Source organism: Corallococcus sp. 4LFB (assembly GCF_046520365.1).
In the GTDB taxonomy this organism is placed as follows: Bacteria; Myxococcota; Myxococcia; order Myxococcales; family Myxococcaceae; genus Corallococcus; species Corallococcus caeni.
Genome location: NZ_JBKGHJ010000004.1, coordinates 14,424 through 27,432, shown reverse-complemented (window position 1 = coordinate 27,432; position 13,009 = coordinate 14,424). Strand labels below are relative to the sequence as shown.

Annotated in this window: 7 protein-coding genes and 1 pseudogene; all 8 read left to right on the top strand. The window is 71.8% G+C overall.

Annotated elements, in window-relative coordinates; genetic code table 11:
• Window positions 1–122: 122 nt before the first annotated feature.
• The 8 genes and pseudogenes from ACLEQD_RS00990 (at window position 123) to ACLEQD_RS00955 (ending at window position 12,955) form a co-directional block, all read left to right on the top strand.
• Window positions 123–6,206, top strand: a pseudogene (locus tag ACLEQD_RS00990) (ATP-binding protein).
• A gap of 89 nt (window positions 6,207–6,295) precedes the next feature.
• Window positions 6,296–7,237, top strand: a complete 942-nt coding sequence (locus tag ACLEQD_RS00985) for a DUF808 domain-containing protein (protein ID WP_410381003.1) — start codon at window positions 6,296–6,298, stop codon at window positions 7,235–7,237.
• A 119-nt stretch (window positions 7,238–7,356) separates the two neighbouring features.
• Complete coding sequence (locus ACLEQD_RS00980; protein ID WP_410381001.1) at window positions 7,357–9,426, top strand: PQQ-dependent sugar dehydrogenase; 2,070 nt, start codon at window positions 7,357–7,359, stop codon at window positions 9,424–9,426.
• Window positions 9,427–9,668: 242 nt separating this feature from the next.
• On the top strand, window positions 9,669–10,439 hold the full coding sequence (locus ACLEQD_RS00975) for a hypothetical protein (protein WP_410381000.1): 771 nt from the start codon (window positions 9,669–9,671) through the stop codon (window positions 10,437–10,439).
• 121 nt (window positions 10,440–10,560) lie between these two features.
• Entirely contained in the window at window positions 10,561–12,006 is a 1,446-nt protein-coding gene (locus tag ACLEQD_RS00970; protein WP_410380998.1) for a hypothetical protein, read from the top strand.
• Window positions 12,007–12,206: 200 nt separating this feature from the next.
• Entirely contained in the window at window positions 12,207–12,428 is a 222-nt protein-coding gene (locus ACLEQD_RS00965) for a hypothetical protein (RefSeq protein WP_338266477.1), read from the top strand.
• A gap of 35 nt (window positions 12,429–12,463) precedes the next feature.
• Complete coding sequence (locus tag ACLEQD_RS00960; RefSeq protein WP_120523628.1) at window positions 12,464–12,685, top strand: hypothetical protein; 222 nt, start codon at window positions 12,464–12,466, stop codon at window positions 12,683–12,685.
• A 48-nt stretch (window positions 12,686–12,733) separates the two neighbouring features.
• Window positions 12,734–12,955, top strand: a complete 222-nt coding sequence (locus ACLEQD_RS00955; RefSeq protein ID WP_410380996.1) for a hypothetical protein — start codon at window positions 12,734–12,736, stop codon at window positions 12,953–12,955.
• The last annotated feature ends 54 nt before the right edge of the window (window positions 12,956–13,009 follow it).

Sequence of the window (13,009 nt, the reverse complement as noted above, 5' to 3'; positions counted from 1 at the left end):
GAGCAGCCGTGCCCATGAAGAGGGGGCCGGACGGCCGGCCTCCAGACCCTGCGTCGAGGGGCCAACCTTCGTTCCAGGCGCTCCGCCTGCCCCGTTTGCGCGTGTGGTAACGAACGCTCTCGATGAGCTCCTCGACCCGCCCGAGCGCCACTGCCTCCAGCGAAACCGAGACGTCGGACGTGCGCCACCGCGAGGCAGCGGCGGTGCTCGAGGGCGGAGGCGAGATGGGCGCGCTCATGCGCTCCATCGACTGGACGCGGACTCCCGTGGGAGCGCCCGGGACGTGGCCCCAGTCCCTGCGCACGGCGGTGAGCATTCTGCTGGAGTCGCGCTTCCCCATGTACATCGCGTGGGGCCCCCAGCTGGTCCAGTTCTACAACGACGGCTACCGGCCGGTGCTGGGCGCGACGAAGCACCCGGCCGCCATGGGCCACAGCGCGCAGAGCACCTTCGCGGAGAGCTGGCACATCATCGGCCCGATGTTCGAGGGCGTGAGGCAGGGCACGGCGGTCGGCTCCGAGGACTGGATGCTGCCGCTGGACCGCAACGGCTACCTCGAGGAGTGCTACTTCACCTACTCCTACAGCCCCATCCGGGATGAGACCGGCGGCGTCGGGGGCGTGCTGGTCACCCTCACGGAGACCACCGGCCGGGTGCTGGGCGAGCGGCGGCTGCGGACGCTGCGGGACCTGGCGGCACGGGCGGGGGCGGTGAAGCGCGAACAGGACGCCTGGCGCGAAGCGGCGGCCGCGCTGGAGACCAACAGCTGGGACATCCCCTTCGCCCTGCTGTACCGCCAGGGGGACGCGGGCCAGGGCCTGGAGCTGGTGGCGACGACGGGCTGGGGGCAGGACACCGCCACGCCCGCCGCGCGCTTCGGCACCGACAGCGCCGCGTGGCCCTTCGCGGAGGCGACCGACGCCCAGGAGCCCCGGTTCGTCCCGGACGTGCAGGCGCGCTTCGGGCCGCTGCCCGGCGGCAGGTGGCCGGAGTCTCCCCGCACGGCGTGGCTCTTCCCCATCACGCGCGCCGGCGCCGAGCACCCGTATGGCTTCCTCGTGGCGGGCGTGAGCGCGAGGCGCGCCCCGGACGACGACTACCGCGGGTTCCTGGGGCTGGTGGCGGACCACCTCGCGACGGCGCTCGGCAACGCCCGCGCCTACGAAGAGGAGAAGCAGCGGGCGGAGGCCCTGGCGGAGCTGGACCGCGCGAAGACGGCCTTCTTCAGCAACGTGAGCCACGAGTTCCGCACGCCGCTGACCCTGATGCTGGGCCCCATCGAGGACGGCCTCGCGGATGACCGGCAGCCCCTGCCTCCGGCGCAGCGGGAGCGCCAGGAGGTGGTGCGCCGCAACGGCCTGCGCCTGCAGAAGCTGGTCAACACGCTGCTCGACTTCGCCCGCCTGGAGGCGGGGCGCGCGCGGGTGTCCTTCGTCCCGACGGACCTCTCCGCGCTCACCGTGGACCTGGCGAGCGCCTTCCAGTCCGCGGTGGAGCGCGCGGGCCTGCGGCTGGAGGTGGACTGCCCGCCCCTGCCCGAGCCCGTCTACGTGGACCCCTCCCTGTGGGAGAAGGTCGTCCTCAACCTGCTCTCCAACGCCTTCAAGTTCACCGTCCAGGGGGAGATCCGCCTCGCGCTGAAGTGGCTCGGCGCGCAGGTGGAGCTCACCGTCCAGGACACGGGCATCGGCATCCCGGAGGAGGAGCTGCCCCGCGTCTTCGAGCGCTTCCACCGCGTGGAGGGCGCCCGGGGGCGCAGCCACGAGGGCACCGGCATCGGCCTGGCGCTGGTGCAGGAGCTGGTGCACCTGCACGGGGGGCGCGTGACGGCGACCAGCACGCCAGGCCAGGGGAGCACCTTCCACGTCCTCCTGCCCACCGGCTCCGCGCACCTGCCCCGGAAGCCGGACGCGCAGGAGCCGGCGCTCCCGTCCACCGGCATCGGCCCCGGCGCGTTCCTCGCGGAGCTCTCCCAGTGGAGCGCCGCCGCGCCCGTCGCGCCGCGGTCCACCGTCCGCGCGGACGCCCGCGTCCTGGTGGTGGACGACAACGCGGACATGCGCGCCTACCTCACCCGGCTGCTGGAACCCCGCTGGAGCGTGGAGGCGGTGAACGAGGGCGGGGCCGCGCTCGCCGCCGCGCGCGCCATCCCCCGACCTCATCCTCTCCGACGTGATGATGCCGGGGGTGAATGGCCTGGAGCTGGTCCAGGCCCTGCGCGCCGACGAGCGCACGCGCGCCATCCCCATCATCCTGCTGTCCGCGCGCGCGGGCGAGGAGGCCACCATCGCGGGGCTCGACAGCGGCGCGGATGACTACCTGGTGAAGCCCTTCTCCGCGAACGAGCTCCTCGCGCGCGTCAACGCCCAGCTCACGGTCGCGCGGCTGCGGCGGGAGACCTGCTCGCGGAGCGCGCGCACGCGGCGGAGGCGGAGCGGCTGCTGGAGGAGTCCCGCCGCGCACGCGGCTGCGCGAGGAGACGCTCGCCGTCGTCAGCCATGACCTGCGCTCGCCGCTGACCGCCATCCGCGCCGCCACGGAGCTGCTCCAGCGGCTGCCGCCCGAATCCGAGGCGACCGCCCGCGCGCGCAAGCAGGCCGACGCCATCCGCCGCTCCGTGGACCGGATGAACCGGCTCATCGAGGACCTGCTCGACCTGGCGAGCATCGACACCGGGACGCTCGCCATCGAGGTCCGCCCGCAGCCGGTGGAGGCGCTGCTGCGCGATGCCCGGGAGCTCTTCGAGCCCCAGGCGGCGGAGAAGGGCCTGCGCCTCATCGTGGAGCAGGAGCCCGGGCTCACCCTGTGGTGCGACCGGGAGCGCCTCCTTCAAGCGCTCGGGAACCTGCTGTCCAACGCGCTGAAGTTCACCCCCGCCGGGGGCAGCCTCCACCTGCGGGTGGGGAGCGAGCCCGGCACGGACGACCTGCGCTTCAGCGTGGCGGACACCGGCCCGGGCATCCCCGCCAGCGTGCAGCCGCACCTCTTCGACCGCTACTGGCACGCGTCGCAGCGGCGGCGCGACGGTCATGGCCTGGGCCTCTCCATCACGAAGGGCATCGTGGAGAGCCACGGCGGGCACGTCTGGGTGGAGAGCGGAGAGGGCGGGGGCACCACCTTCCACTTCACCCTTCCGCGCGAACAGCGGCCCCGGGCGCCGCCGCGCCCGCCCCGCGCGCGCCCCTCCCGGAGCCCACGCCGGCGGCGGGGCCGGCCACGGAGGAGCCCTTCCTCCAGCACGGCGGCGACATGGGCGCGATGTTGCGGGCCCACGACTGGTCCACCCACTCCCTGGGCCCGCCGGAGCAATGGCCCCAGTCCCTGCGGACGTCCGTCAGCACGATGCTGCGCTCGCCCTACCCCATCATCCTCTTCTGGGGCCCGAGCTGCGGATGCTCTACAACGACCCGTTCCGGCCCATCCTGGGGGCGAAGCATCCCCAGACGCTGGGCGCGCGCGGCAGCGAGGCGCTGGCCGAGGAGTGGGGGCAGCTGGGCCCGTTGATCCAGCGCGCCCAGGACACGGGCAAGCCCATCTACATCGAGGACGGGAACGTCAACTTCGCGCGCCGCCCCGGCGGCCTGCGGGAGGAGTCCTACTTCACCTGGTCCTACAACCCGACCATCGGCGAGTCGGGGGAGATCGCCGGCATGTTCGCCATCGCCAGCGAGACGACTCGGCAGGTGGTGGGGGACCGGCGGCTGGCCATCCTCCGGGAGCTGTCCATCCGCACGGCGCTGGACAAGACGGTCGAGGGCGTCTTCCGCTCGCTGGAGGCCGTGCTCGCGCAGGCGGCGCACGACGTGCCCTTCGCGCTGCTCTACGTGGTGAAGGCGGGCCAGGCGCGGCGGGTCAGCTGCGCGGGCCTGGAGCGCGGGCTGGCCGCCGCGCCCGTGACGCTGGCGGCGGGCGACACGTCCTCCTGGCCCCTGGCGCGCGTCATGGAGACGCGGCAGGAGGTCCTGCTGGAGGACCTGGCACGGCGCTTCGGTCCCCTCCCCGGCGGCCCCTGGCCGGAGCCCACGACGCGCGCCCTCCTCCTCCCGGTGCCCATGGGCGCGGAGACCGACACCCTGGCCGTGCTGGTGTCGGGCCTGAGCCCGCTGCTCGCGCTGGACGAAGAGTACCGGGGCTTCCTGCAACTGCTGGCGCGGCAGCTGTCCGCCAGCATCTCCAGCGCCCGCGCCTACGAGCAGGAGAAGCAGCGGGCGGAGGAGCTGGCCCGGCTGGACGCGGCGAAGACCGCGTTCTTCAGCAACGTCAGCCACGAGTTCCGCACGCCGCTCACGCTCATCCTCGGGCCCGTCGAGGACGCGCTGACGCGGACGCCGAAGGCGCTGGAGGCAGAGCCGCTGGAGCTGGTGCGCCGCAACGCCTTGCGCCTCTTCAAGATGGTCAACACGCTGCTCGACTTCTCCCGCATGGAGGCGGGGCGGGCCCAGGCCCGGTACGCGCCCGTGGACCTGTCCGCCTTCACCACGAGCCTCGCGAGCGCCTTCCAGTCCGCGGTGGAGAGCGCGGGCCTGCGGCTGGTGGTGGACTGCCCGCCCCTGCCCGAGCCCGTCTACGTGGACCCGGAGATGTGGGAGAAGGTTGTCCTCAACCTGCTCTCCAACGCGGTGAAGTACACCCACCGCGGGGAGATCCGCGTGAGCCTGCGCTGGGAGGACGCGCAGGCCGTGCTGCGCGTCGAGGACACGGGGGTGGGCATCCCCGAGGAGGAGCTCCCGCGCGTCTTCGAGCGCTTCTACCGCGTCCGCGTCACCCAGGGCCGCAGCCACGAGGGGACGGGCATCGGCCTGGCGCTGGTGCAGGAGCTGGTGAAGCTGCACGGAGGCGGTGTCGCGGTGACGAGCGCGCTCGGCCAGGGCACCACCTTCACCGTGCGGCTGCCCCGGGGGACGGCGCACCTGCCCCCGGAGCGCGTCGAGCGCGCCCCGCGGCCGGGTCCGGTGCCCACGGGCGCCGCCCTCTTCGTGGAGGAGGCGCGCCGCTGGGCCACGGACGTCATCGCCCCGGACGCCCTCGGCGACGAGCTCGCGCTGGAGCCCCTCTCGCCGGAGACCTCTCCGGAGCTCGCGCGCTCCCGCATCCTGCTCGTGGACGACAACGCCGACCTGCGCACCTACGTCACGGGGTTGCTCAAGCACGGCTTCCCGCACGTGGAGACCGCCAGGAACGGGCAGGAGGCGCTGGAGCAGGCGCGCGTCCGGCCGCCGGACCTCATCCTCTCCGACGTGATGATGCCGGTGCTGGACGGCTTCGGCCTGGTGCGCGCGCTGCGCGCCGACGAGCGCACGCGCGCCATCCCCATCATCCTGCTGTCCGCGCGCGCGGGCGACGAGGCCACGGTGGAGGGCCTGCGCAGCGGCGCGGATGACTACCTGGTGAAGCCCTTCTCCGCGCGCGAGCTGCTGGTGCGGGTGCGCACCCAGCTGGACATGGCCCGCGTGCGCCGGGAGGTGGTCCGCAACGAGGTGGAGAGGGATTCGCTGCGCGAGTCCCTGCGGACGCGGGACGAGTTCCTCCGGCTGGTGAGCCATGAGCTGCGCACGCCCGTGAGCGCCCTTTCGCTCAACATCCAGTCCCTGGTGCGGAGCCTGGACGTCCCGGACGCGGACGTGACGCCGGAGGCCACCCGGGGCAAGGCGCGCACGACGCAGAAGCACCTCCAGCGCCTGGCGCGCCTGGTGGAGCAGCTGGTGGACGTGTCGGAGTTCGTCACCGGCCCGCTGGACCTCTCCCGCGAGGAGGTGGACCTGGCGGAGCTCGCGGCCGCCGTCGTGGCGCGGACGCGGGAGAAGGCCCTGCGCGCGGACTGCGTCCTCACCCTGGAGGCGCCCCTGCCGGTGGTGGGGCGCTTCGACCGCGCGAGGCTGGAGCAGCTGCTCGACAGCCTGGTGGACAACGCCCTCAAGTTCGGGACGGGCAGGCCCGTGGAGGTCCGCGTGGCGCGCGCGGCGGGCCGGGTGAGCCTGGCGGTCCGGGACCATGGCGACGGGGTGGGCCAGGAGGACCAGGAGCGCGTCTTCGGGCGCTTCGAGCGCGCGGTCCCCGCGAGCCACCACGGCGGCTTCGGGGTGGGCCTGTGGATGGCCCGCCACATCGCGGAGGCCCACGGGGGCAGCCTCCACCTGGAGCCCACGGAGGGCGGAGGCGCCACCTTCACCACGGTGCTGCCGCTGGACGTACCGCGGGGAGGGTGACCTCCGGTCGCTGGAGCGCGGCCCCCCCTGGCTGTGCTAATTCCGCAGGCCCGTAGGCGACGTCCCCCCTCCTCTCCCGGAAGACCTCCATGGCAGGCAGCAGCCTGATTGCGCTCATCGACGACATCGCGACCCTCCTGGATGACGTCTCCATCCTGACGAAGGTGGCGGCGAAGAAGACGGCGGGCGTACTGGGAGACGACCTGGCGCTCAACGCGCAGCAGGTGACGGGCGTGAACGCGGACCGCGAGCTGCCCGTGGTGTGGGCGGTGGCGAAGGGCTCGCTGGTCAACAAGGCCATCCTGGTGCCGGCGGCGCTGGCCATCAGCGCGCTGGTGCCCTGGCTGGTGACCCCGCTGCTGATGGTGGGCGGCGCCTTCCTCTGCTTCGAGGGCTTCGAGAAGCTTGCCCACAAGTTCCTCCACAGCAAGGAGGAGGACGAGGCGCACCACGCGGAGCTGCGCGAGTCGCTGGTGAACCCGGGCGTGGACCTGGTGGCGCTGGAGAAGGACAAGATCAAGGGCGCGGTGCGCACCGACTTCATCCTCTCCGCGGAGATCATCGCCATCACGCTGGGCACGGTGGCGGCGGTGGACTTCGCCACCCGCGTCACGGTGATGGTGGGCATCGCCCTCATCATGACGGTGGGGGTGTACGGGCTCGTGGCGGGCATCGTGAAGCTGGACGACGCGGGGCTGTACCTCAGCCGCAAGGGCGGCGGCTTCGCGCGCGGCCTGGGCGCGGGCATCCTCCGCGCGGCGCCGTGGCTGATGAAGTTCCTCTCCGTGGCGGGGACGGCGGCCATGTTCCTGGTGGGCGGCGGCATCCTCGTGCACGGCGTCTCCGGCCTGCACCACGCGGAGGAGTCCTTCTCCGCCTGGGCCGGGCGCGTGCCGGGCGTGGGAAGCGTCCTGGGCGGGCTCGCCCCCATGCTGCTCAACGCCGCGGTGGGGCTGGGCGCCGGCGCCGTGCTGGTGCTGCTCTTCACGCTGGGCCAGAAGCTGCTCAAGGGCCGGGGCGCGAAGAAGTAGCCATCGAGAGGAAAAGCCAGGGACGTGGCCCGGTGGACACCCGGGCAGACGTCCCGGAGAGTTCACTTGAGGGACACCTTGAATTCCTTGAAAGAAGAGGAATGCAAAGGAGCCTCTCGATGCACATTCGTTACCTGGTGGCCGGACTCCTGGTCGCCGTCGTGGGTTGTGAAGGCAAGCCGGAGAACGACCCAGAACCCCAGACGCAGGCCGCCGCGGTGACCGCGGGCACCCGGCTCATCGGCGTGCAGTCCGGCCGCTGCCTCGACGTGGCGCAGAACAGCCAGACGCCGGGGCAGGAGCTCCACATCTATGACTGCCACGGGCAGGCGAACCAACGGTTCCTGTTCACGCCCGAGGGCGAGCTGCGCGTGTTCGACGGCGCCCGGTGCATCCAGCCGGAGACCGCCGGCGCCGGAGCCCGGGCCGTCAGCGTCGTCTGCGATGGGACGGCGAACCAGCGGTGGGTCCGCGACGCCAACAGCGCGGTCGTCCACACCGCGTCCGCGCTGTGCCTCGACGTGTCCGGCCAGGCCACCGCCAACAGCTCGAAGGTCATCGTCTGGAATTGCAACGGCCAGACGAACCAGCAGTGGTCGCTGCCGCCCGACAGCCAGCCCCCCACCGTGCCCACGGGGCTCGCGCTGTCCAACGTGACGTGCAACACGGCCACGCTCTCCTGGTCCCCGTCCACGGACAACGAGGGCGTCGCCTTCTACGACGTCTACCACGACGGCCAGCTCATGAAGTCCGTCTCCGGCGCGGTCGTGTCCACCGGCCTGACCGTGGTCCCCGGCGCGACCTGGGGTCTGTATGTGAATGCGCGGGACGCGGCGGGCAATGTCTCCCAGGGCAGCGCCACGCTCTCCATCACCCCGCCGCCGTGCCAGGTGGACACGCAGGCGCCCACCGTTCCGGCCGGCGTCACCGCCACCGCCTCCGGCACCAGCGTGACCGTGACGTGGAGCGCGTCCACCGACAACGTGGGGGTGAGCGCTTACGACGTGTTCCGCGGGGGCGTGAAGATTGGCACCGCGGCCGGCTCGCCGCCCGGGACGACCTTCGTCGACAGCGGCCTGTCCCCGAACACGGCCTACAGCTACGCCGTGCTCGCGCGTGACGCCCAGGGCAACGCGTCCGCCCAGAGCCCGGCGGCGACGGTCACCACCGGCCAGGCCTGCGCGAACCCCGTCTGCTCCGTCACCCAGGTCGCCACCGACACGGACATCCCGTGGGGCCTGGTGAACCTGCCGGACGGCTCGGTGCTCTACGGCCGCCGGGACGCGCAGGACCTCGTTCGCCTGGATCCGGCGACGGGCCAGAAGACGTCCGTGGGCACCGTCCCCAACGTGCAGAGCACCGACGGCGAGGGCGGGCTGATGGGGCTGGCCCTCTCCCCCACCTTCTCCACCGACCGGTGGCTGTACGTGATGCACACCTCCCCCACCGACAACCGCATCGTGCGCCTGCGGTATGAGAACGGCGCCCTGAACACCGCGTCGCTCCAGGTGCTGCTCCAGGGCATCGGCCGCAACAAGTTCCACAACGGCGGGCGCCTGCGCTTCGGACCGGACGGCAAGCTCTACGCGTCCACCGGGGATGCGCAGAACGGCGCGTACGCGCAGGACGTCAACAACCTGGCCGGCAAGGTGCTGCGGCTCAACGCCGACGGCACCGTCCCGTCCGACAACCCCTTCGGCAACTACGTGTGGAGCTACGGCCACCGCAACCCGCAGGGGCTGGCGTTCGACTCGCAGGGCCGCCTCTGGGAGCAGGAGTTCGGCAACTCCGTGATGGACGAGACCAACCTCATCCAGAAGGGCGGCAACTACGGCTGGCCGAACTGCGAGGGCACGGTGTCGCAGGGCGGGTCGGGCTGCGCGACGGCCGGGTACATCGCGCCGAAGCAGACCTACTCCACGGCGGAGGGCTCCTGCTCCGGCATCGCGGTGGTGCGCGACGTCCTCTACGTGGCCTGCGCCCGCGGCGCGCGCCTCTACCGCGAGGTCATCAGCGGCTCCAGCCTGACCAACGTGCAGCAGTTCTTCGTGGGCACCTACGGCCGGCTGCGCACCGTCGAGCCGACCCTGGACGGCAACCTGTGGCTGACCACCACCAACCAGGGCGACAAGGACAGCATCCCCAACAACAGCAACGAGCGGATCTTCCGCGTCGTCCTGGGGCAGTAATCCACGGCCCCATGCCCCCGGAGTGTTGAACGCTCCGGGGGCCCTAGGGCTTCGGCTCACGCGCATCCCACCGCCAACGCCGAGGACCTGGCCGGAGCGCCAGGTCACGCCCGGGTCCAAGAGCGTGACGTTCCAGTGGGCCGCCTCGCCCGCGTTCGCGAGATAGGACCCAGAAGCCACCCGCGCTCCTTCCCGAGGGCTTCAGGGGACTGGCATCGCGAGGAGGCTCTATCCTCCTCGCGATGCGACTGCTCCCCCGCCTCCACCTCTTCGAGTTCCTCGACCAGCCATGGCTGCCCGCGCCGTTGCGCCGGGGCGAGGTCGACTACCTGCACGTCGTGCTGGACCGGACGCGGCCCTACGACGCCGTGGCCCCACAGCTGGGGGAGCTGCTGCGCATGACCGGCACGAACCGGGTCATCGACCTGTGCTCCGGCACGGGCGGCCCCTGGCGCACGCTGCTCCCGGTGCTGCGCAAGGTGCATCCCGAGGCCGAGGTCGTCCTCACGGACCTCCACCCCACCCCGGTGCCGGAGCTGCCCGAGGGCGCGCGGTACCGCGACACCCCGGTCGACGTCACCCGCATCCCGGAGGAGCTGACGGGGCTGCGCACCCTCTTCGAGGCGTTGCATCACTTCCGCCCGAAGCAGGCGCGCGCCCTGCTCGCGGACGCCGCCTCGCGCGGGGTCCCCATCGCCGCCTTCGAGCTCACGCAGCGCTCCCTGCCCTATGTCCTCATCCAGCTGCTGCTCATCATCCCCCTGGTGTGGGGCTTCACCCCGCTCATCCGCCCGGTGCGCTGGTGGCGGCTGCTGCTCACCTACCTGGTGCCCATCATCCCCCTGCTCATCCTCTGGGATGGCGTGGTGTCGTCGCTGCGGACCTACGCGCCGGAGGACCTGGAGGAGCTGACGGAGGGGCTCGATGCCAATGGCTACCGCTGGCACACCGGGGTTCATCGCGCGCAGGGAATGACCATCACCTACCTCCTCGGACTGCCTCGGCTCCGGTAGGGATTGCGCGCCCGCGTCAGCGGCGAAAGGCCCCGAAACACTCCCACCTCCTCGCGGTGCCTCTTGGAACGCAAAGCCTTGCGTCCCACCGTCCGACCTTCGTGGTCCGGAAGGAGAAGGCATGTATGTCAGGAATTGGAGCATCCTGCTGTGGTTCGGGTTGGCGGGGGTGGGCTGTGGGCCCTCGCAGGGCGATGCGCTGTCAGGCGAGGTGACTGCGCAGGCCTGCCCGCCCGGGGTGGCGTCCCGGGTGGCGTCCCTCCTGCCTCCGGACTCCGGCGGCTTCGCGGGGGAGCTCACCAACGTCCAGGGGACGCTCTTCTTCGTCACCTCCACCTTCGAGACCGGTTCGGTCCTGTGGCGCAGCGACGGCACGGAGGCAGGGACCGTCCAGGTGAAGGTGTTCCCGGGGCCGCCCGGCGTCTACCAACCGACGAACCTGGTCGCGGTGGGCAACAGGCTCTTCTTCCAGACCCGCACGCCGGACACCGGCATGGAGCTGTGGATCAGCGACGGGACGGAGGGCGGGACCCGGCTGGTCAAGGACATCACCCCCGGCGTGGACGACTCCGTCCTGGAGCCGGCCTACGAGCTCAATGGCCGCCTGGTGTTCTTCCGCTGGGTGCCGGTGTCGGCGAACGAGTCGCGGCCGGAGCTGTGGCGGTCCGATGGGACGTCCGCCGGCACGCTGCGGGTGCGGAACTTCCGCGCCTTCACCGGCTTGAGCTACTACAAGCTGAAGGTCGGCAACGCGCTGCTCTTCTTCTTCTCCGAGCAGACGGGCACCACGCTGTGGCGCACCGACGGCACGCTGGCCGGGACCACCTCCGTCAAGCGGCTGGACGCGGGCTTCACCTACGTCCGGGACGTGAGCCGCCCGGGTGAGACGCCGCTGTTCATCCTGGATGACGGCCCCAACCACGAGGTGTGGAAGACGAATGGCACCGCGGCGGGGACCGTCCGGCTGGAAGCCTTCGGCAGGCCCGTGAACCTGCTCGGGACGCTGGGCGCGTATGTCTATCTGACGGCCGTGGACAGCCCGGAGACGAAGCGGCTGCGCATCGACCGGCTCTCCTTGAGCGGCGGTGGCAAGACGCACATCACCACCCTGCCCAATCCCTATGCGTCCGAGGAGTACGCGTATCCTGCCGTGCGGACGGCGGTGGTCTCCGGCGGCGACATCTACTTCTCCCTGGTCATCCTGAGTGACGCCCCCGTGGCCCGGGCCGTGTCGCTGTGGGCGACGAACGGAACGGCCGCGGGGACCCGCGAGCTCTTCGACAACGCCTATGTCGAGTACGGATACCGGTACCCGCTGTTCGCCACCGGCACGGGCCAGGTCCTGTTCGGCGGCACGCCGGACGAAGGCGGGCTCGCCTTCCCCTATTTCACCCGGGGCTCCGTGGCGACGCAGGGCCGGCTGGCGGACGTCGCCTTTCCGGACTCGTTCACCCGCGTGGGCCATCGCATCTTCTTCACCGCCTATGACGCCACCGGCGAGCGCGAGCTGTGGTCCGTGCCAGCCACCTTCAGCTGCCCGCCAGGGCTGACCGAAGCGCGGGAGTAGGCCGGGCAGGCACCGGGGCCCTCCCAGCGCCCCGGTGCGGGCCCGGCTGCCGGCCGTGGGTCAGGCGAGACCGTGAAACAGGAAGTCGCGCGTTTTTCCTGACACTTCCGGACCCCCGCCCTCCCCTGGCTTGCTCGCTCCCCGGTCCCTTCCTAGGATTCCGGGCTCCGCCGGATCCCCCTCAACCCTGGAGCATCACCATGCGGTACACGCGCAAGAACGTTTCCGAGCTGCTCGACACCGTGAAGGGCAACCCCGACGTGGTGGGCTTCTGGACGTCCACCGTCGGCAGCTACACGTACAACATCACCCCGTCCGCGGGCGGCTACATCTACCAGGACATCTACAACCCGAACCACCGGATGTGCGAGGACGGCGGCCAGACCGTGTTCGAGGACGCGTCCCAGGTGGGCTGCTACTAGCGCCCCCGCCCTCCACGCCACACCCGGAGCCCCCCATGCGTTACACGCGCAAGAACGTCAGCGACCTGTTGAGCTCGGTGCAGGGCAGCCCGGATGTCCAGGGCCACGGCACCTCGACCTTCGCCGGTGCCACCTGGACGATGGTCCCCTCCTTCGGCGGCGGCGCCGTCTGGCAGAACTCCTGGACGTACCAGTGGACCTGCGAGGACGGCGGCACCGTCACCGCCGAGGACCGCTCCACGTTCGGCTGCTACTAGCGCCGCGCCTTCCCACCCGCCGTTCCACCCGCCGCATGGAGGTCCCCGATGCGTTTCACGCGCAAGGATGTCTCGGAGTTGCTGGAGCTGGTCCACGGAGGCCCGGACGTCATGGGCTTCGCCACGTCGAACTTCTCCAGCACCACGTACACGCTCGTCGCCTCGGGGCCGGGAACGGTCTGGCAGGACCTCTACAACTCGGCCCACCGGCTGTGTTCCGAGGACGGCGCGACGTCTCCTTCCGAAGACTGCGGCGGCGGCGCCTTCTAGCCGCCCCGCGGTCCGCAGTGCTTCCCCCGCTTCCCCCCGTCTCGCGGTCCCCTC

Coding starts and splice junctions, on each gene's coding strand:
- ACLEQD_RS00985 (WP_410381003.1), top strand. CDS start 6,296: ATGGCAGGCAGCAGCCTGATTGCGCTCATCGACGACATCGCGACCCTC.
- ACLEQD_RS00965 (WP_338266477.1), top strand. CDS start 12,207: ATGCGGTACACGCGCAAGAACGTTTCCGAGCTGCTCGACACCGTGAAG.
- ACLEQD_RS00980 (WP_410381001.1), top strand. CDS start 7,357: ATGCACATTCGTTACCTGGTGGCCGGACTCCTGGTCGCCGTCGTGGGT.
- ACLEQD_RS00975 (WP_410381000.1), top strand. CDS start 9,669: ATGCGACTGCTCCCCCGCCTCCACCTCTTCGAGTTCCTCGACCAGCCA.
- ACLEQD_RS00970 (WP_410380998.1), top strand. CDS start 10,561: ATGTATGTCAGGAATTGGAGCATCCTGCTGTGGTTCGGGTTGGCGGGG.
- ACLEQD_RS00960 (WP_120523628.1), top strand. CDS start 12,464: ATGCGTTACACGCGCAAGAACGTCAGCGACCTGTTGAGCTCGGTGCAG.
- ACLEQD_RS00955 (WP_410380996.1), top strand. CDS start 12,734: ATGCGTTTCACGCGCAAGGATGTCTCGGAGTTGCTGGAGCTGGTCCAC.